The sequence below is a fragment of the Polaromonas sp. genome (genome assembly GCF_029945685.1).
GTDB lineage: Bacteria > Pseudomonadota > Gammaproteobacteria > Burkholderiales > Burkholderiaceae_C > Polaromonas.
Map to the genome: position 1 here is coordinate 106,538 of NZ_JAQSDA010000007.1, position 17,346 is coordinate 123,883.

The following is a 17,346-nucleotide window of genomic DNA, read 5'->3' on the forward strand; positions in this document are numbered from 1 at the left end:
CCGCCCTTCAGGGCGCGCCGCCCGCGGGGGCTTTGCGCGGCACCAGCACGCCTTTGACCCGCCCCTTGAGGTCAGCCACCCGCTCAAGATTGTCATAGGCAAAGGTGTCCCCGGCGAACTGGTCGCTTCCGCGTGTGATGACCACCGGCAGGTGCGACTTCGCACGCTCCTCATTCACAAACACGTGCAGGAACTCTCCCTGGAATTCAAGTCGCGGAATCTCACGGCCAGCCGCATCCACGGCCGCTTCACGCACCACGCGTGCATTGCCGATGAGCTGGACTTCCGAGCCGTCGGCATTGGTCAGCGCCCGGTTGCCGGTCGAGGTCGTCAACCGGCCCTCGAGGCTGTAGCTGCGGATCAGCGCCTTGTCGATCTCCAGCGTGTCGGTGTCCGGGTAGTGGCGCAGTTCGGCGCCCGAGACATCGCTTTTGAGCCGCCCCGCATCGTCAAAGGTCTTGATGCCGAACTTGCGCAGATAGTAGTCCGGCTCGGCGCTGACCGCTTTCTGGCCTTCCGGCGCCAGCGAGGCGGGCGTGTTTCTAACCAGCCAGTAAGTGCCCAGTGCCAGCACGCCCATCATCAGCACCGGGATATAGATGGCCGTACGCTCCCACAGCAGGGACGCCCTGTCCAGCGCGCTGCGCCAGGCCGGAACCACAGGCGCAGAAGGACCCGGGAAGGCGTTGGCAGCCATCACGCGGTGTACTCCTGCAGCAAGGCCGCGTAACGGCCGCTGGCCACCATCAACAGGTCGCAGAACTCGCGCACGGCACCGTCGCCGCCGCGGGCCTCGGTGACATGCGTGGCCAGGGCCTTGACCTCCGCATGCGCGTTGGCGGGCGCGCAGCTCAAGGCAACGCGGCGCATCACCGGCAGATCGGGCCAGTCGTCGCCCATGAACGCGGCTTGTGACCAGTCCAGTCCGAGCTCTTTCAGGGTGATCTCGGCGGCCGGGCGTTTGTCTTCGGTTCCGAAGTGGGCATGCACGATGCCGAGGGCCTGCAACCGGGTCCGCAGCACCGCGCTGTCGCGCCCGGTGATCACCGCCGGGGTGATGCCGGCACGCTGGAGCAATTTCAGGCCATGGCCGTCGAGCGAATTGAAGCGCTTGAGGGTCTCGCCCGCGGCATTGAAGCCGACCTGCGGCGTCGCCCGGGGGTCGCCTTCCGGATATTCGCCGAAATAAAGTCCCCCGTCGGTCAGCACGCCATCGACATCGAAGAACGCCACCTTGATATTCTGCGCGCGCAGCAGCAGTTCAGCCGCGAAGTTCAAGGCCGGCACCGATCCCATCAGATCACCTTCGCACGCAGCAAGTCGTTGCTGTTGAGGGCGCCGCACAAGACACCCGCGCCGTCCACCACCAGCACGCTGGTGATGCGGTACTGCTCCATCAGCGCCACCGCCTCCACAGCCAGGGCGCCGGCGCGCAGGGTGCGCGGGTCGGGATGCATGACATCGGCGGCCTTGCTGGTCCGCAAATCCACCCCTTTTTCAATCAGCCGGCGCAAATCACCGTCGGTGAAAATGCCGCGCACCCGGCGCGCATCATCCACGATGGCCGAAGCACCCAGGCCCTTGTTGCTCATCTCGCGCATCAGTTCCGTAAAACCGGCCTGCAGGCCGACCGCCGGCACCGCCTCGCCGGTTCGCATCACATCGTCGATATGCGTCAGCAGCTTGCGCCCCAGCGCGCCGCCGGGATGGGAACGGGCAAAGTCTTCTTCCCTGAAGCCGCGCGCATCGAGCAGGGCCACCGCCAACGCATCACCGAGCGCCAACTGCGCCGTGGTGCTGGCCGTGGGCGCAAGATTGAGCGGACAGGCCTCCAGGTCAACCGCGCTGATCAGGACGATGTCGGCATGCTGTGCGAGCGTCGAGTCGGAGCGGCCAGTCATGGCCAGCAACGTGACGCCGATCCGCTTCAGGGCCGGCAGGATGGCCGCCAGTTCATCCACCTCACCCGAGTAGGAAATCGCCAGCACCACATCGCCCGGGGCCACCATGCCGAGGTCACCATGACTGGCCTCGGCCGGATGCACAAACATCGCCGGCGTGCCGGTTGAGGCCAGGGTGGCAGAAATTTTCCGCCCGATGTGGCCGCTTTTGCCCATGCCCATCACCACGACCCGGCCCCTGCAAGCCAGCATGACCTCGACAGCGCGTGCGAACTCGGGGCCGACCCGGGTCTTCAGCCCGAGCACGGCAGCGGCTTCAATGTCAAAGGTTCTGTGGGCCAGTGCCAGCGCTTGCGCAGCGTCGAATTTCGCGGGATCAAAGCTCATGCCTGCATTCTATAGAGCCGCACCGGATCGGGGCCTGCCCTGTCCGCTGGCTACCCGGGGGAGAAGACACCCATCGGCTACCATCAAAGCATGACCGCGCTCGAACTCACACTGCTGTACTTGCTGGCTGCTGTGCTGGGCGTGGTCGCCTGCCGCTTCTTCAAGTTGCCGCCCATGCTGGGTTACCTGGCGGTCGGCGTGGTGATTGGCCCGAACGCGCTGGCGCTGGCGAAAAACTCCGATGGTGTGCGTCATCTCGGCGAATTCGGCGTGGTTTTCCTGATGTTCGTGATCGGGCTGGAGTTCAACCTGCCCAAGCTGCGTTCCATGCGGCGTCACGTCTTCGGCCTGGGCATGCTCCAGGTCGTGTCAACAATCGTGCTGGCCACGGTCGGCTCCCTGTTCCTGGCGTCGCTGGCACCCACGCTCTGGAAGATGCCGTGGCAGACGGCGCTGGCGCTCTCCGGCGCCGTGGCCATGAGCAGCACGGCCGTGGTGGTCAAGCTCCTGTCCGAGCGGCTCGAGCTCGATTCGGAACACGGCAAGCGCGTGGTGGGCGTCCTGCTGTTCCAGGATCTGGCTGTGGTGCCGCTGCTGGTACTGATCCCCGCGCTGGGCGCCTCCCCCGACAAGCTGCTGATGGCGCTGGCCGTTGCCGGGCTCAAGGCAACGGTGCTGGTCGGATTGCTGCTGACTGGCGGGCAGCGCGTCATGCGCTGGTGGCTCACGCTGGTGGCCAGGCGCAAAAGCGACGAGCTGTTTGTGCTGAACCTGCTGCTGGTCACGCTGGCGCTGGCCTGGCTCACCGAGCTGGCCGGACTGAGCCTGGCACTCGGCGCGTTCATCGCGGGCATGTTGATCTCGGAAACCGAATTCAAGCACCAGGTGGAAACCGATATCCGGCCTTTTCATGACGTGTTGCTCGGCCTGTTTTTCATCAGCATCGGCATGATGCTGGACTGGCGCCTGGTGCTCGAACGCTGGCCGCTGGTGCTGCTGCTGCTGACCGTGCCGGTGCTGTTCAAGCTGGTGATGATCACGGCGCTGGCCCGCGCTCTGGGCGCCACCGCCGGCGCCTCACTGCGCACCGGCCTGTACCTGGCGCAGGCCGGCGAGTTCGGCTTTGTGCTGCTGACGCTGGCGCAGGGCAACAACCTGATTCCCCCATCGCTGCTCAACCCCATCCTGGCCAGCATGGTGCTGTCGATGCTGGCCACGCCTTTCATCATCATGTACAGCAACCGCATCGTGATGAAACTGGTTTCCAGCGAGTGGCTGCAGCAGTCGCTGCAGATGACCACGATTGCGCGCAAGGCCATCAACACCGACCGGCACGTGATCGTCTGCGGCTACGGTCGCTGCGGCCAGAACCTGGGCCACATGCTGGAGCGCGAAGGCATCCCCTACATCGCGCTGGACCTTGACCCGGACCGGGTGCGCCAGGCGGCCGCCGCCGGCGATTCGGTGGTGTTCGGCGACGCCGTGCGGCTGCAGTCACTGATGGCGGCCGGCCTGGCGCGCGCCAGCGCCGTGGTGGTGACTTACCTGGACACCGCCAGTGCGCTCAAGGTGCTGGCCAACATCCGTGCCCATGCGCCCACCGTGCCCGTGATTGTGCGCACGGTGGACGACCGCGACCTGGAAAAACTGCAGGCCGCCGGCGCCACCGAGGTGGTGCCCGAAGCCATCGAAGCCAGCCTGATGCTGGCCAGCCATGCGCTGGCACTGGTGGGCGTGCCCATGCGCCGCGTGATCCGCGTGGTGCAGGACCAGCGCGATGCACGCTACAACCTGCTGCGCGGCTACTTCCGCGGCGCTGATGACGACACCACCGGCGACCTGGAACAGGAACGCCTGTCCACCGTCACGCTGCCGCTGGGCATCAAGTCGGCCGGCCGGCCATTGAGCGAGTTTGCCCTGCACGCGACGGGTGTGCGCGTGGTCAGCCTGCGCCGGGGCGGCGGCAAGACCCTGGAAGCGCTGGACAACACGCTGCTCGAAGGCGGCGACACGCTGGTTCTGTCGGGCAACTCCGAAGCGCTGGCGCTGGCCGAGCAGAAACTTCTACGCGGCTGAACGCTCTCATGCTGATGGACCGACGACTTTTCACCGGCGTACTGCTGATCACCCCCTGGGCGGCAAGCGCGCAAACCGACCCGCTCGCGGCCCGCCTTCTCGCCGGCGCCTGCGTGGTGTTGCTGCGGCATGCGCAGACCGTGCCCGGCATCGGCGACCCGCCGGACTTTCGCCTTGACCAGTGCAGCACGCAGCGCAACCTCAGCGAAGAAGGGCGCCTGCAGGCCGGGCGTATCGGCCAGTGGTTCACGTCCCGCGGCCTGTTGCCCCGCACCGTCCGGTCCAGCGCCTGGTGCCGGTGCAAGGACACGGCCGATCTGGCCTTCGGCCGTCATCAGGTCTGGCCGGCGCTCAATTCCTTTTTCGGGTCGGGCGGCGGGGAAACCCAGACCGCGCAATTGCGCGCTGCACTGCGCCGCGTCCCGGCGGGCCAATTCGAGGTATGGGTCACCCACCAGGTCAACATGACTGCGCTGACCGGTGAAGGCATGGCGATGGGAGAGGGCCTGGTGGTCGACGCAAGAGGCAAAATGGTGGCCCGCAGCACTTTTGGCTAGACCCATGCCCTCCAACCGCGACGCATTCGATTTCGGCCCCTATCTCCGCAGCCACATCCGCACCGTGCCCGACTGGCCGACACCCGGTGTCCAGTTTCGCGACATCACGCCGCTGCTGCAGGACCCGAAAGTGTTCCGTGTGCTGATTGACGCCTTTGTGCACCGCTACATGGATCCGGCGCTGCGCCCCGACGTGGTGGCCGGGCTGGATGCCCGCGGCTTCATTCTGGGAGCGGTCGTGGCTTACGAGCTCAACATCGGTTTTGTGCCGATCCGCAAAAAAGGCAAACTGCCTTTCACCACCGTGCAGGAAACCTACGAACTGGAATACGGCAGCGCCACTGTCGAACTGCACACTGACGCGGTCAAGACAGGGGACAAAGTGCTGCTGATCGACGACCTCATCGCCACCGGCGGCACCATGATGGCCGGGAAAAAGCTGCTGGAGAAACTGGGCGCCCGTGTCACCGAAGGCGCTGCCATCGTGGACCTGCCGGAGCTGGGCGGCTCCGCCAAACTGCGTGCGGCCGGTCTGCCGCTGTTCACCCTGGTGGACTTCGCCGGTCACTGAGACCGGCTGGACACTATCATTTCTATAGCTGTTCGCGCCCGCCCAACAAGGGCTGAAGCCCGAAAATATTGAATGTTTCCTAAACCAGGTCGCCGTACTGGGTGGCGCTGAGCGCCGGCACCGAGGCGGGGGACTCCGGCATCTCGGTGTCTTCAAAACCCGTGAGCAGGGTGTAGGAATGCGGGCCGCTGCGGGTGGTCACGCCTTTTGCCGCCACCGGCGCTGCTCCGCCACTGGCGGACGCGGCGGCCAGGGCCTGCTTGAAAGCGGCCACTTCGTCGGCCTGGATGGGTTCATAACGCGAAGCGACCGGAGCCGCAACCGCCGTCTCGGCGGCGGCAACAACAGCAACGGCCACCGCGGCGGGCGCGCTGTGGGACCGGGCCCCCTGGGCGCTGGGCTGGGGGCGGCCGATTGCCACCAGCTCGTTCATGCGCCAGTAGACGGCCGTCACGCGGATGTTGTAACGCGACTTGGCGCTCTGGGCGATCATCACCTCGATTTCCGCCAGTCGATCGGTCTGCCCGCCGAACTCCTGCGCCAGGTCCATCATGACCATGAACTGGTCACCACGCGGGTCCAGCGACAACACCTTGAATTTGTAGCTGGCCGACAGGACGCCGGCGCGGATCATGGCCTCGCGCACGGCGGCATACAGCAACTCCCTCTTGGCGTGCCGCTGGGATTTCTGCTCGCCCCCGAGTTCGCCGGTCTTAAGAGGTGTGGGCACCGAAGCCCTGGGTCGCGCGCCCGCTACCGGCCGGGTACGCTCGTCGCGCGTCAGACCCGAACTGTCGACATCGGGCCGCGCCTTGGGGGAGGCATGCCGTTCGTTGCTGGAGGTACCGGAAAACCAACTGAAAAATGACATCGACTGGCGCCTGCAAAATGATGGCTGCGCAAGCAGCGATCGGGGCGGTGTTGCAGGGGACCTGCAACTTTCATGGTCTAGTTTACTGAGTCCTCTTGTCAAGACAGCCCGCGCCGGGCGGCCGGAAGGTACCGCTCATACGTCCTGGCGCCTTTCCCTGCAATAAATCACGCTATGGCCACCTGAATGCACCGCCGGGGTCTTGCGTGCGCCCACTCTTGTGGTGGCGCCACCACGGGTCACGACCCAGCGCCCTCAGGTGACGGCTACACGCTTGGGACGGTTGTACAGCCGCTTGGCCAACACCCCGCCCAAGCCCAGACACAACTCCAGCGCGATCGGGCTGTTCCGGTTGGACAGCTCCTTGAAACGAATCGCCGTGAGGCACCAGAGTTGGCAGGCGTTGGACGCCTGCACGGTGGCGTTGCGCGGCAGGCGCGAGAAAAAAGCACCTTCACCCACCAGCGAGCCCGCTGCCACCATCGCCAGTCGTACCCGGCCCTTCTCGTCCTGGTAGTGAACGCTCAATGTTCCGCTCTCGACAAAATACAGGGTCTGGTCCGCAGAACCCTGCTCGATCAGCGACTGCCCTGCTTGCAGCGCGAAAGGCTGCATGTAGCCGGCCAGAACCTCCCACTGCTGAGCGGTGAGCTGGCAGCGCAAGGCGTCGCTGGCATGGCTGTGCGCCATGGCATTGACCAACCCCTGGATGTCAAAGCGGGCTGAAGTCGGGAGTGGGGCGTTCATGATGGACGGAAGATACCCTTCGCCGGTGCCTTGCCGCAAGGGACGTTAACGCCCCTTTACACCTGATACACCGGCAAGCCAGATCCAGTTTTCGCGGCGCCACGGTCAGCGAAGGCAAGACACCGGCCGTCAGTGCACTACTTGCCGATGCAGAATTTCGAGAAGATCTCGCCGAGCAGGTCATCGGTCGTGAACTGTCCGGTGATGTCGCCCAGGGCGTTCTGGGCCTGGCGCAGGTCTTCCGCCAGCAGATCCAGCGCAGGCGCCGGTGCCTGCAGCTGGGCAGCAGCCCGCACAAGTTGTGTCTCGACCCGGCGCAGCGCCCGCACATGGCGCTCGCGGGCCATGAACACGCCTTCGGGCGCGGCCTGCCAGCCCACCACTTGCAGCAACTGCTGGCGCAGCTGCTGCAAGCCGGCGCCGGTCTTGGCGGAAATAAGCACGCCGGTAGAAACTGCGGCCAGCACGTCGGCACCGGCCATGTCGGACTTGTTCCAGACATCGATCACCGGTGTGTTGGCAGGCAGCCGGTCGGTTATGGCGGCCTCGATTTCTGCGTCCGCCGCGAGGTAGTTCATGGCAATGCGCAGGTCTGCAGGCGTGTGCTGGCGCGTCAGGTCGTGCAGGAACAGCACGGCATCCGCACTCTGGATTTCCGTCCAGGCGCGCTCAATGCCGATTTTTTCGACCTCGTCGACTTCGGGCAGCAAACTGTCGCGCAAGCCGGCGGTATCCACCACATGCAGGGGCACCCCGTCGATCTGGATCAGTTCGCTGACCTTGTCGCGCGTGGTGCCGGCGACCGGCGTCACGATGGCCAGCTCGGCACCCGCCAGCGCATTGAGCAGTGAGCTCTTGCCGGCGTTGGGCTGGCCGGCAATGACGACCTTGATGCCCTCACGCAGGATGGCGCCCTGCTGCGTCCGCTGCAGCACGGTGGCCAGCGTCTGCTGCAGGCGGGTCAGCTGCCCCTGGGCATCGGCCTTCTGCAGGAAATCAATGTCTTCCTCGGGGAAATCGAGGGTGGCCTCCACCAGCATGCGCAGATGCACCAGCTGGTCGAGCAGCACATGCACCTCTCTGGAAAACTCCCCGGACAGCGAACGGGCCGCCGATCGCGCGGCGGTCTCGGTACTGGCGTCAATCAGATCGGCAATGGCCTCGGCCTGCGCCAGGTCGATCTTGTCGTTCAGGAAGGCGCGTTCGGTGAACTCGCCGGGTTCGGCCGGGCGCAGGCCGGCGAGCCGAGGCTGGCCCGTGACGGCATCGTGTTCTGCCGCCGCCTCCAGGCAGCGGGCCAGCAGCAGCTGCAGCACCACCGGCCCGCCATGAGCCTGCAGTTCAAGCACGTCTTCACCGGTGTAGGAGTGCGGTGCCGGGAAGAAAATCGCCAGGCCCTGGTCGATCACCTGCCCACGGATATCCAGGAACGGCAGGTAAGTCGCGTGGCGTGGCTGCAAAGTGCGGCCGCACAGGGCCGCCAGGACAGGCGCAAGGCTCTTGCCCGAGAGCCGCACAATGCCCACCGCCCCGCGGCCGGGGGCGGTTGCAATGGCAACAATGGGATCGTGGTGACGGGCCAGCATGAGGGCACCATGTTAAAGGGCCGCGAAGCGGCCCTTTTTTTCAGCTTATCTGAATTTCGGCAGATTGAACTGCGGCGGCACACCCATGCGGGTGTTGATCACCCACTGCTGCGCGATCGACAGCACGTTGTTGGTGATCCAGTAGAGCACCAGCCCGGCCGGGAAGAAGAAGAACATCACGCTGAAAATCAGCGGCATGAACCACATCAGCTTGGCCTGCATCGGATCGGGCGGCGTCGGGTTCAGGGCCGTCTGCAGCATGGTGGTGAGGGTCATCACGATCGGCAGGATGAAGTAGGGATCCGGCGAGGACAAGTCCTTGATCCAGAGGATCCAGGGCGCGTTGCGCATCTCGACCGAGCTGAGCAACACCCAGTACAGCGCAATGAACACCGGAATCTGGATCATGATCGGGAAGCAGCCACCCATGGGGTTGACCTTTTCTTCCTTGTAGATCTTCATCATGGCGACCTGCATTTCCTGCGGCTTGTCCTTCAGGCGTTCACGCATCTCCATGATCTTGGGATTGACCGATTTCATCTTGGCCATGCTGGCGTAGGCCTTGGCATTGAGCCAGTAAAACGCGATCTTCAGCAACAGCACCAGTGCCACGATGGACCAGCCCCAGTTCTGCAGGAAGCTGTGCAACTTGTCGAGCAGCCAGTACAGCGGTTTGGCCAGAATCGTCAGCCAGCCATAGTCCTTGACCAGTTCCAGGCCTGGCGTGATGGCTTCGAGCTGCTTTTCAATCTGGGGGCCCACAAAAAACCGGGCCTCCACCGTTTTGGTGGTGCCGGGCGCCACAGCGCCCAGCGGCGTGATCATGCCGACCGCATACAGGTTGGTGTCGACCTTGCGCAGGAAAATGTCGCGCTGGACGCCGTCAGCCAGCATCCACGCCGACGCGAAATAATGCTGCACCATGGCCACGTAACCATTGCTGGCGTGTTTTTCGACGTCGACCTTGTTTTTCTCGATGTCGCCGAACTCGACCTTCTGGTACTTCTTGGCCTCGGTATACAGCGCCGGACCGGTGAAGGTGGAATAGAACGAGGACTCTCCGGGCGGCTTGTTACCGTCGCGCACCAGTTGCAGGTACAGCTGCGGCGAGGCCGCGCTGCTGCCCGTGTTGATCACGTCGTGACGAACGGTCATGTCATAAACACCGCGCTTGAGCGTGTAGGTCTTGACCAGCTTGACACCGCCCACCTCGGCCGACTCGAACTTGATTTCCAGCGCGTCCTGGCCGTCCTTGAGCGTGCGCTCGCCGGGAACGGCGGTCATCAGCGTCTTGTGGGTCGGGAAACTGCCGCCCTCGGCTCCGGCGATCAGGCCGGACTGCGCCACGTACACGCGCGCCGCACTTTCATCAAGCAGCACAAAGCCGGAGGACTTGTCCACCATGTCCTTGTGCTTGAGGAAGGAGGAGTGGACCAGCGTGCCGCCTTCGGTGTCGAAGGTCAGACTCAAGACATCGGTGTTGACGACCAGGCGCTCTTTGGTGGCCGACGGTGTAGTGGCAGGCAGCGCGCCAGGTGTCGCGGCCGCAGTGGCACCGGCCACCGGGGCCGGGACGGCGCTGCCGCCGACCGGACCGACAGGCACGCTGGCGGCGCTGGCCGGCTTGTTCGCCGGTGCTGTGGCACTCACGGCGGGGGCGGGCGAGGGGAAAAAGGTGGCCTTGTGGCCATTGAAAAGCTGCCACTGGTCCCACAGCAGGACCATGGAAAAACCAAAGATCACCCACAGAATGGTACGGCGAATGTCGTTCATGACGGCTTCTTTTTAGAGGGGATCGAAGTCACGGGCGTGACCAGACGGGTGAAAAGGGAAGGACGGCCGGCAGGCGGCGGCACCGGATCGTAACCGCCGCTGCACCAGGGGTGGCAACGCGCCAGGCGGTAAAGGGTCAAATAACTGCCGCGCGCGGCGCCGTGCTGTTGCAAGGCCTGCAGCGAATACGCTGAACAGGTGGGCTCAAACCGGCACGATGATCCCAGCCAGGGGCTGAGCAGGAGGCGATAACCCTTGACCAGCGCCACCAGTGTTTTCTGCGGCAGGCGGCTGACCGTTACCGCCGCGCGGCGAAGCGTGTACAGCGCGCTCATGCGGCTTGCGCCCCGGCCTGCATCAAGGCCTGCACTTCACTGCGCACGGCCTGCTTGAGCGCCTCCGAGCTGGCGCTGACAAATTCCTTGCGGGAAAAGTCGCGCCGCAAACGGATCACCCACCCGGAACGGGACAGGCGAGGCGAAACATCAGCACTCACGGTGTAGATCTGTCTTTTGATGGCGTTGCGCGTGACGGCCCGTTTGGCCCAGCGTTTAGGCACCATCGCCCCGACCCAGACATCCTGAACAGGAAACAGGTCCGGCGTGTCATGGGTCTTGCTGGGCATGGTTTGCGCGTTCATGGCATCGAGCGCATTGCGGTGCAATGCGAAATGCGTTGTTCTTGCAACAATGGCGCCAGCAAGGACTGCCTGGAACTGGGGTCGGGTTTTAAGCCGCTGCACTAGCGCCAAGCGTCCGCGAAGCAATAGGCCTGCTGGACCCGGCGCTTATACAGCCAGGCGCTTGCGGCCTTTGGCGCGACGGGCCGCAATCACTGCGCGGCCGCCACGGGTTTTCATGCGGGTCAGGAAGCCGTGCGTACGGGCGCGCTTGACTTTGGAAGGTTGGTATGTGCGTTTCATGATGGGTCCTACAAGCTACAAAAAGCTCCCTTGTGCAGAATCTGAAAATTCTGCGATTCGATCCTGGCGGCTGTACAACACAACCAACTCTGCAAGTCAGCAGGGCCCGCAAAGCGTAAAGAGCGCTTGAAAACAAGCCTCACCACGGCGCGCCGACCCGCTATGAATCAGGGAAACCCACGATTATCGCAGATTTCCCAACGCTGGCAACAAGTTAGAGGCCGCATTGCCGGTAAATGCTGAGATGCCCCTGACAGCACTCGCACCAGCGCCACAGCGCACCCGGCCGGCGCAGACTAGGTTAAAACCCGAAGTCCTTTTTTTGTGGATAACTGGGCCGCCCGACTACAATAACGGGTGCCAAAAATTAATAATATCCACAAGCAAGAGCATGCTGGCCAATGCGACTCCCCAGCCCCCGGACGCCATGCGTGAGGGAGCCGTTCACAGTTCGAGCCAGGACTTGTGGCAAAGTTGCGTGGACCATCTGGCCCAGGAACTGCCCGAGCAGCAGTTCAACACCTGGATCCGCCCGCTGGTCGCCGAAGTCGCCGGCGACCTGTCCAAAGTCACGATTCAAGTCGCCAACCGCTTCAAGCTGGACTGGATACGGGCGCAATACGCGGGCCGTATTTCTGCGCTGCTGGAAAAGGTTTCCGGCCACAGCATACATCTGGAGTTAGCGCTCGCTCATCGTGAACCTGGCGTCCGGTCTGCACCTCTGACGCGCAGCTTTGAGGGCAATGGAGTCCCCGAACCCGTGGGGCTGGGCGTTGCCGAAGACGTCGCCGGCGCGCCGTTCAAAAGCCGGCTCAACACCGCGCTGACCTTCGACACCCTGATCGAAGGAACCGCCAACCGCATGGGCCGGGCCGCCGCCATGCATGTGGCCAGCAGTCTGGGCCAGCTTTACAACCCGCTGTTCATTTATGGCGGGGTCGGTCTGGGCAAGACCCACCTGATGCACGCCATCGGCAACAAGCTGATGGTCGACAACCCCGCGGCCAAAGTTCTCTACATCCATGCCGAGCAGTTTGTCTCGGATGTGGTTAAAGCCTACCAGCGCAAGACGTTTGACGAGTTCAAGGAGCGTTACCACTCGCTTGATCTGCTGCTGATCGACGACGTGCAGTTCCTCGCCAACAAGGACCGCACCCAGGAAGAGTTCTTCAACGCCTTTGAGGCGCTGCTGACCAAAAAGTCGCACATCGTGATGACCAGCGACACCTATCCCAAGGGCCTGACCGACATCCATGAGCGCCTGATCTCGCGTTTTGACTCCGGGCTGACGGTCGCCATCGAGCCGCCCGAACTCGAGATGCGCGTGGCCATCCTTATCCGCAAGGCCGAGGCCGAAGGCACGGTCATGCCCGAGGAAGTTGCTTTTTTTGTGGCCAAGAACGTGCGCTCCAACGTGCGCGAGCTTGAAGGCGCGCTGCGCAAGATCCTCGCCTACTCGCGCTTCAACCTCAAGGAAATCTCCATCCAGCTGGCGCGGGAGGCGCTGCGCGACCTGTTGTCGATCCAGAACCGCCAGATATCGGTCGAGAACATCCAGAAGACTGTGGCCGACTATTACAAGATCAAGGTCGCCGACATGTATTCCAAGAAGCGGCCGGCCAGCATTGCCCGTCCGCGCCAGATTGCCATGTACCTGGCCAAGGAACTGACGCAGAAGAGCCTGCCCGAGATCGGCGAGCTGTTTGGCGGCCGCGACCACACCACCGTGCTGCACGCCGTGCGCAAGATGGCTGCCGAGCGCCAGCAAATGACCGAGCTCAACCAGCAGTTGCACGTGCTGGAACAAACCCTGAAAGGCTGAATTGAATACTTTTTCAGCCATTTCCCACCGGCTTCAGGCTTGCCTGGCAACCATGGGGACAACTTTTGAACAACTGATGACTTATCCACAGGAGAAGTGGATTTCCGGAAGTTGTTCATACCAGGCAGCAGGGCAGGGAGTGGTCTGACCACAAGGTTAAACAAGCGCCAAGTAGTTGATCAAAAAGAAGAAAATAGGGCTGTCCACAGAAACCGGCTTCCCTTATCTACTACTACTAATTTGAATTAAAGAAATAAGAGGTTAAGACAGTGATCGTTCTCAAAGCCACCCAGGATAAAGTTTTGTCGGTTCTGCAATCGGTCGCGGGCATTGTCGAGCGTCGGCATACGCTGCCGATTCTGGCCAACGTGCTGATCCGCAAGACAGGTTCTCAGCTGCAGCTGACGACGAGCGACCTGGAAATCCAGATTCGCACGACAGCCGAGCTGGACGGCGATGCAGGCAACTTCACAACCACGGTGGGTGCACGCAAGCTCATCGACATCCTGCGTTCCATGCCGAGCGACCAGACGGTGTCGCTGGAGTCGGCGCAGAACAAGCTGATCCTCAAGGGTGGCAAGAGCCGCTTCACGTTGCAGACCCTGCCGGCCGAAGACTTTCCGCTGGTGCAGGAAGCTGCCAATTTCGGCCCGAGCTTCTCTGTGCCGCAAAAGGTGCTCAAGGAACTGCTGAACCAGGTTTCGTTTGCCATGGCGGTCCATGACATCCGTTATTACCTCAACGGCATCCTGTTCGTCGCCGAAGGCAAGCAGCTCAGCCTGGTGGCCACTGACGGCCACCGTCTGGCGTTTTCGTCGGCCACGCTCGACGTCGAAGTGCCGCGCCAGGAAGTGATCCTGCCGCGCAAGACGGTGCTCGAGATGCAGCGCCTGCTCAGCGACAAGGAAGGCGCGATCGAGATGCAGTTTGCCGGCAACCAGGCCAAGTTCTCGTTCGAAGGCATGGAGTTCGTCACCAAGCTGGTCGAAGGCAAGTTTCCCGACTACAACCGTGTGATTCCGAAGAACCACAAGAACATCATCACCCTGGGCCGCGTGCCGCTGCTGGCCTCGCTGCAGCGCACCGCCATTTTGACCAGCGAGAAGTTCAAGGGCGTGCGCCTGAACATCGAGCCGGGCACCCTGCGTGTGGCGTCCAATAATGCCGAGCAGGAAGAAGCGGTCGACGAGCTCGACATCGACTACGGCGGCGACGCCATCGAGATCGGCTTCAACGTGACCTACCTGATCGACGCGCTGGCCAACATGGAGCAGGACATGGTGAAGATCGAGCTGGCTGATTCGAACAGCTCGGCGCTGCTGACCATTCCGGACAACGCGGCCTTCAAGTACGTCGTGATGCCGATGCGGATTTAAGCCTCATCCGCTCTTAAAAAAGCAAACCGCTTCCCCGCCGAACCCGCTAGCCAAAGCGGGTTTGGTCATTCAAGAGATTGTGAAAACGTCGTTTCACCGAAGGTAAAAGTTAGTTATGACCGAAGAAAACAAAGCCAACGAAGCCGCTCCAGACACCAACGGCCGTGAAGGTGAAGGCGTTCATTCCGGTGAAGGCGGTGAGGGAAGCTCCAATTTCCAGCCCAAGATCGACAGCAACCAGGCCGGCGCGTCCGAAGGTTATGGCGAAGGCTCCATCCAGATCCTGGAGGGCCTGGAGGCGGTGCGCAAGCGCCCCGGCATGTACATCGGCGACACGTCCGACGGCACCGGCCTGCACCACCTGGTGTTCGAGGTGGTCGACAACTCCATCGACGAATCGCTGGCCGGCCATTGCGACGACATCATGGTCACCATCCACCTGGACAACTCCATCAGCGTGGTGGACAACGGCCGTGGTATCCCGACCGGCATCAAGATGGACGACAAGCACGAGCCCAAGCGCTCGGCGGCCGAGATCGCGCTGACCGAGCTGCATGCCGGCGGCAAGTTCAACCAGAACAGCTATAAGGTCTCGGGTGGCCTGCACGGCGTGGGCGTGAGCTGCGTGAACGCGCTGTCCAAGATGCTGCGCCTGACAATTCGCCGCGAAGGCAAGGTCCATGTGATGGAGTTCTCCAAGGGCTTTGTGCAGAACCGCATCATCGAGCAGGTTGGCGGCGTTGACGTCTCGCCCATGCAGGTGCTGGGCGACACCGACAAGCGCGGTACCGAGGTGCACTTTCTGCCCGACACCGACATCTTCCAGCAGAACAACGACTTCCATTACGAAATTCTGAGCAAGCGCCTGCGCGAGCTGAGCTTTCTGAACAACGGCGTGAAGATACGCCTGAAGGACGAGCGCAGCGGCAAGGAAGACGACTTTGCCGGTGCCGGTGGCGTGACGGGTTTTGTGAACTTCATCAACAAGGGCAAGACCGTCCTGCACCCCAACGTCTTCCACGCGATGGGTGACCGCCAGAGCGACCAGAACACCAACATCGGTGTCGAGGTCGCGATGCAGTGGAACAGCGGCTACAACGAGCAGGTGCTGTGTTTCACCAACAACATCCCGCAGCGTGACGGCGGTACCCACCTGACCGGCCTGCGCGCCGCGATGACACGGGTGATCAACAAATACATCGACGACAGCGAAATCGCCAAGAAAGCCAAGGTCGAGGTCACCGGCGACGACATGCGTGAAGGCCTGACCTGCGTGCTGAGCGTCAAGGTGCCCGAGCCCAAGTTCTCCAGCCAGACCAAGGACAAGCTGGTCAGCTCCGAGGTGCGCGGCCCGGTCGAGGACATCGTCAGCAAGCTGCTGCACGACTACCTGCAGGAGCGGCCCAACGACGCCAAGATCATCGTCGGCAAGATCATTGAAGCCGCACGTGCGCGTGAAGCCGCCCGCAAGGCGCGCGACATGACACGCCGCAAGGGTGTGCTGGACGGCATGGGTCTGCCCGGCAAGCTGGCCGATTGCCAGGAGAAAGACCCGGCGCTGTGCGAAATCTACATCGTCGAGGGCGACTCCGCCGGTGGCTCTGCCAAGCAGGGCCGCGACCGCAAGTTTCAGGCAATCTTGCCGCTGCGCGGCAAGATCCTGAACGTGGAAAAAGCGCGTTATGAAAAGTTATTGACCAGCAACGAGATTCTGACGCTGATCACCGCGCTGGGCACCGGCATCGGCAAGGCCGGCGGTACCACCGGCAACGACGACTTCAACGTTGCCAAGCTGCGTTACCACCGCATCATCATCATGACCGACGCCGACGTGGACGGCGCGCACATCCGCACCCTGCTGCTGACCTTCTTTTACCGCCAGATGCCCGAACTGGTCGAGCGCGGCCACATCTACATTGCGCAGCCGCCGCTGTACAAGGTCAAGTCGGGCAAGGAAGAGCAGTACCTCAAAGACGGCCCGGCCCTCGACAGCTTCCTGCTGAAGATCGCGCTGAAAGACGCGGCGGTGTTGACCGGCGCCGACCCCGCCAACGGCCAGGGAACGCTGCTGAGCGGCGACACGCTGGCCGAACTGGCGCGCAAGCACCAGCTGGCCGAGTCCGTCATTGCCCGCCTGCGCGGCTACATGGATGCCGAAGCCCTGAAAGCCATTGCCGACGGCGTGGCGCTGAACCTGGACACCGTGGAAGACGCCGAGCGCTCAGCCGCCGCGTTGCAGGCCCAGTTGCCCACGGCCGAAGTGGCCGGCGAGTTTGACAGCCGCAACGACAAACCGATTTTGCGCATCAGCCGCCGCCACCACGGCAACGTCAAGAGCAGTGTGCTGACGCAGGACTTCGTGCACGGCGCCGACTACGCCGCGCTGGTCGAAGCCGCCGTGACCTTCAAGGGCCTGATGAGCCAGGGCGCCAAGGTGACACGCGGAGAGGGCGAGCGCCAGAAGGAAGAAAAAGTCGAGACCTTCCGCGACGCCATGGCCTGGCTGATCACGCAGGCCGAAGCCGCCACCGCACGCCAGCGCTACAAGGGCCTGGGCGAGATGAACCCGGCCCAGCTGTGGGAAACCACCATGGACCCGACCGTACGCCGCCTGCTGCGCGTGCAGATCGACGACGCGATCGAAGCCGATCACGTGTTCACCATGCTGATGGGTGACGACGTTGAGCCGCGCCGCGAGTTCATCGAGACGAATGCGCTCCGGGCCGCGAACATTGACGTCTGAGGTGTTCAGCGCAT

16 protein-coding genes are annotated in these 17,346 nt (G+C 63.2%); 6 read left to right on the forward strand and 10 right to left on the reverse strand.

Annotated features, from left to right (window positions below):
• Nucleotides 1-7 precede the first annotated feature (7 nt).
• From lptC to PSV26_RS04480, 3 genes are read right to left on the reverse strand one after another with little or no spacing between them, the layout of a single operon-like run.
• Entirely contained in the window at nt 8-700 is a 693-nt protein-coding gene (lptC, locus tag PSV26_RS04470) for an LPS export ABC transporter periplasmic protein LptC (RefSeq protein ID WP_300515344.1), read from the reverse strand.
• Complete coding sequence (locus PSV26_RS04475; protein WP_300568255.1) at nt 697-1,296, reverse strand: HAD hydrolase family protein; 600 nt, start codon at nt 1,294-1,296, stop codon at nt 697-699. The genes lptC and PSV26_RS04475 overlap by 4 nt, the downstream gene beginning before the upstream one ends.
• Entirely contained in the window at nt 1,296-2,288 is a 993-nt protein-coding gene (locus tag PSV26_RS04480) for a KpsF/GutQ family sugar-phosphate isomerase (protein ID WP_300515338.1), read from the reverse strand. The genes PSV26_RS04475 and PSV26_RS04480 overlap by 1 nt, the downstream gene beginning before the upstream one ends.
• 90 nt (nt 2,289-2,378) lie before the next feature.
• Between PSV26_RS04480 and PSV26_RS04485 the strand changes: the two genes are divergently transcribed.
• From PSV26_RS04485 to PSV26_RS04495, 3 genes are read left to right on the forward strand one after another with little or no spacing between them, the layout of a single operon-like run.
• A complete protein-coding gene (locus tag PSV26_RS04485) occupies nt 2,379-4,364 on the forward strand; it encodes a monovalent cation:proton antiporter family protein (RefSeq protein WP_300568257.1) in 1,986 nt (661 codons plus the stop codon).
• A 14-nt stretch (nt 4,365-4,378) separates the two neighbouring features.
• On the forward strand, nt 4,379-4,921 hold the full coding sequence (locus PSV26_RS04490; protein ID WP_300568260.1) for a histidine phosphatase family protein: 543 nt from the start codon (nt 4,379-4,381) through the stop codon (nt 4,919-4,921).
• A 4-nt stretch (nt 4,922-4,925) separates the two neighbouring features.
• Entirely contained in the window at nt 4,926-5,492 is a 567-nt protein-coding gene (locus PSV26_RS04495) for an adenine phosphoribosyltransferase (RefSeq protein WP_300515332.1), read from the forward strand.
• 79 nt (nt 5,493-5,571) lie between these two features.
• Here PSV26_RS04495 and PSV26_RS04500 read toward each other — a convergent pair whose 3' ends face one another.
• The 7 genes from PSV26_RS04500 to rpmH form a co-directional block, all read right to left on the reverse strand.
• Nucleotides 5,572-6,363 (reverse strand): hypothetical protein, encoded by a 792-nt coding sequence (locus tag PSV26_RS04500; protein ID WP_300515330.1) that lies wholly within the window; start codon nt 6,361-6,363, stop codon nt 5,572-5,574.
• Nucleotides 6,364-6,618: 255 nt separating this feature from the next.
• On the reverse strand, nt 6,619-7,110 hold the full coding sequence (locus tag PSV26_RS04505; protein ID WP_300568263.1) for a Crp/Fnr family transcriptional regulator: 492 nt from the start codon (nt 7,108-7,110) through the stop codon (nt 6,619-6,621).
• A gap of 137 nt (nt 7,111-7,247) precedes the next feature.
• On the reverse strand, nt 7,248-8,696 hold the full coding sequence (gene mnmE, locus PSV26_RS04510) for a tRNA uridine-5-carboxymethylaminomethyl(34) synthesis GTPase MnmE (protein WP_300568265.1): 1,449 nt from the start codon (nt 8,694-8,696) through the stop codon (nt 7,248-7,250).
• Between the two features lie 45 nt (nt 8,697-8,741).
• Complete coding sequence (yidC, locus tag PSV26_RS04515; protein ID WP_300568268.1) at nt 8,742-10,469, reverse strand: membrane protein insertase YidC; 1,728 nt, start codon at nt 10,467-10,469, stop codon at nt 8,742-8,744.
• On the reverse strand, nt 10,466-10,756 hold the full coding sequence (gene yidD, locus PSV26_RS04520) for a membrane protein insertion efficiency factor YidD (protein ID WP_300515600.1): 291 nt from the start codon (nt 10,754-10,756) through the stop codon (nt 10,466-10,468). The genes yidC and yidD overlap by 4 nt, the downstream gene beginning before the upstream one ends.
• Before the next feature lie 44 nt (nt 10,757-10,800).
• On the reverse strand, nt 10,801-11,211 hold the full coding sequence (locus PSV26_RS04525; RefSeq protein WP_300568270.1) for a ribonuclease P protein component: 411 nt from the start codon (nt 11,209-11,211) through the stop codon (nt 10,801-10,803).
• A 45-nt stretch (nt 11,212-11,256) separates the two neighbouring features.
• Nucleotides 11,257-11,391 (reverse strand): 50S ribosomal protein L34, encoded by a 135-nt coding sequence (gene rpmH / locus PSV26_RS04530; protein WP_007862708.1) that lies wholly within the window; start codon nt 11,389-11,391, stop codon nt 11,257-11,259.
• A gap of 427 nt (nt 11,392-11,818) precedes the next feature.
• Between rpmH and dnaA the strand changes: the two genes are divergently transcribed.
• From dnaA to gyrB, 3 genes are all read left to right on the forward strand, one after another.
• Nucleotides 11,819-13,213 (forward strand): chromosomal replication initiator protein DnaA, encoded by a 1,395-nt coding sequence (gene dnaA / locus PSV26_RS04535; RefSeq protein WP_300515594.1) that lies wholly within the window; start codon nt 11,819-11,821, stop codon nt 13,211-13,213.
• Nucleotides 13,214-13,482: 269 nt separating this feature from the next.
• Nucleotides 13,483-14,589, forward strand: a complete 1,107-nt coding sequence (gene dnaN / locus PSV26_RS04540; protein WP_300568273.1) for a DNA polymerase III subunit beta — start codon at nt 13,483-13,485, stop codon at nt 14,587-14,589.
• Between the two features lie 115 nt (nt 14,590-14,704).
• Nucleotides 14,705-17,332 (forward strand): DNA topoisomerase (ATP-hydrolyzing) subunit B, encoded by a 2,628-nt coding sequence (gyrB, locus tag PSV26_RS04545; RefSeq protein ID WP_300568277.1) that lies wholly within the window; start codon nt 14,705-14,707, stop codon nt 17,330-17,332.
• The last annotated feature ends 14 nt before the right edge of the window (nt 17,333-17,346 follow it).

Coding starts and splice junctions, on each gene's coding strand:
- PSV26_RS04480 (WP_300515338.1), bottom strand. CDS start 2,288: ATGAGCTTTGATCCCGCGAAATTCGACGCTGCGCAAGCGCTGGCACTG.
- PSV26_RS04475 (WP_300568255.1), bottom strand. CDS start 1,296: ATGGGATCGGTGCCGGCCTTGAACTTCGCGGCTGAACTGCTGCTGCGC.
- rpmH (WP_007862708.1), bottom strand. CDS start 11,391: ATGAAACGCACATACCAACCTTCCAAAGTCAAGCGCGCCCGTACGCAC.
- yidC (WP_300568268.1), bottom strand. CDS start 10,469: ATGAACGACATTCGCCGTACCATTCTGTGGGTGATCTTTGGTTTTTCC.
- PSV26_RS04490 (WP_300568260.1), top strand. CDS start 4,379: ATGGACCGACGACTTTTCACCGGCGTACTGCTGATCACCCCCTGGGCG.
- mnmE (WP_300568265.1), bottom strand. CDS start 8,696: ATGCTGGCCCGTCACCACGATCCCATTGTTGCCATTGCAACCGCCCCC.
- dnaA (WP_300515594.1), top strand. CDS start 11,819: ATGCGTGAGGGAGCCGTTCACAGTTCGAGCCAGGACTTGTGGCAAAGT.
- gyrB (WP_300568277.1), top strand. CDS start 14,705: ATGACCGAAGAAAACAAAGCCAACGAAGCCGCTCCAGACACCAACGGC.
- PSV26_RS04505 (WP_300568263.1), bottom strand. CDS start 7,110: ATGAACGCCCCACTCCCGACTTCAGCCCGCTTTGACATCCAGGGGTTG.
- PSV26_RS04485 (WP_300568257.1), top strand. CDS start 2,379: ATGACCGCGCTCGAACTCACACTGCTGTACTTGCTGGCTGCTGTGCTG.
- PSV26_RS04495 (WP_300515332.1), top strand. CDS start 4,926: ATGCCCTCCAACCGCGACGCATTCGATTTCGGCCCCTATCTCCGCAGC.
- PSV26_RS04500 (WP_300515330.1), bottom strand. CDS start 6,363: ATGTCATTTTTCAGTTGGTTTTCCGGTACCTCCAGCAACGAACGGCAT.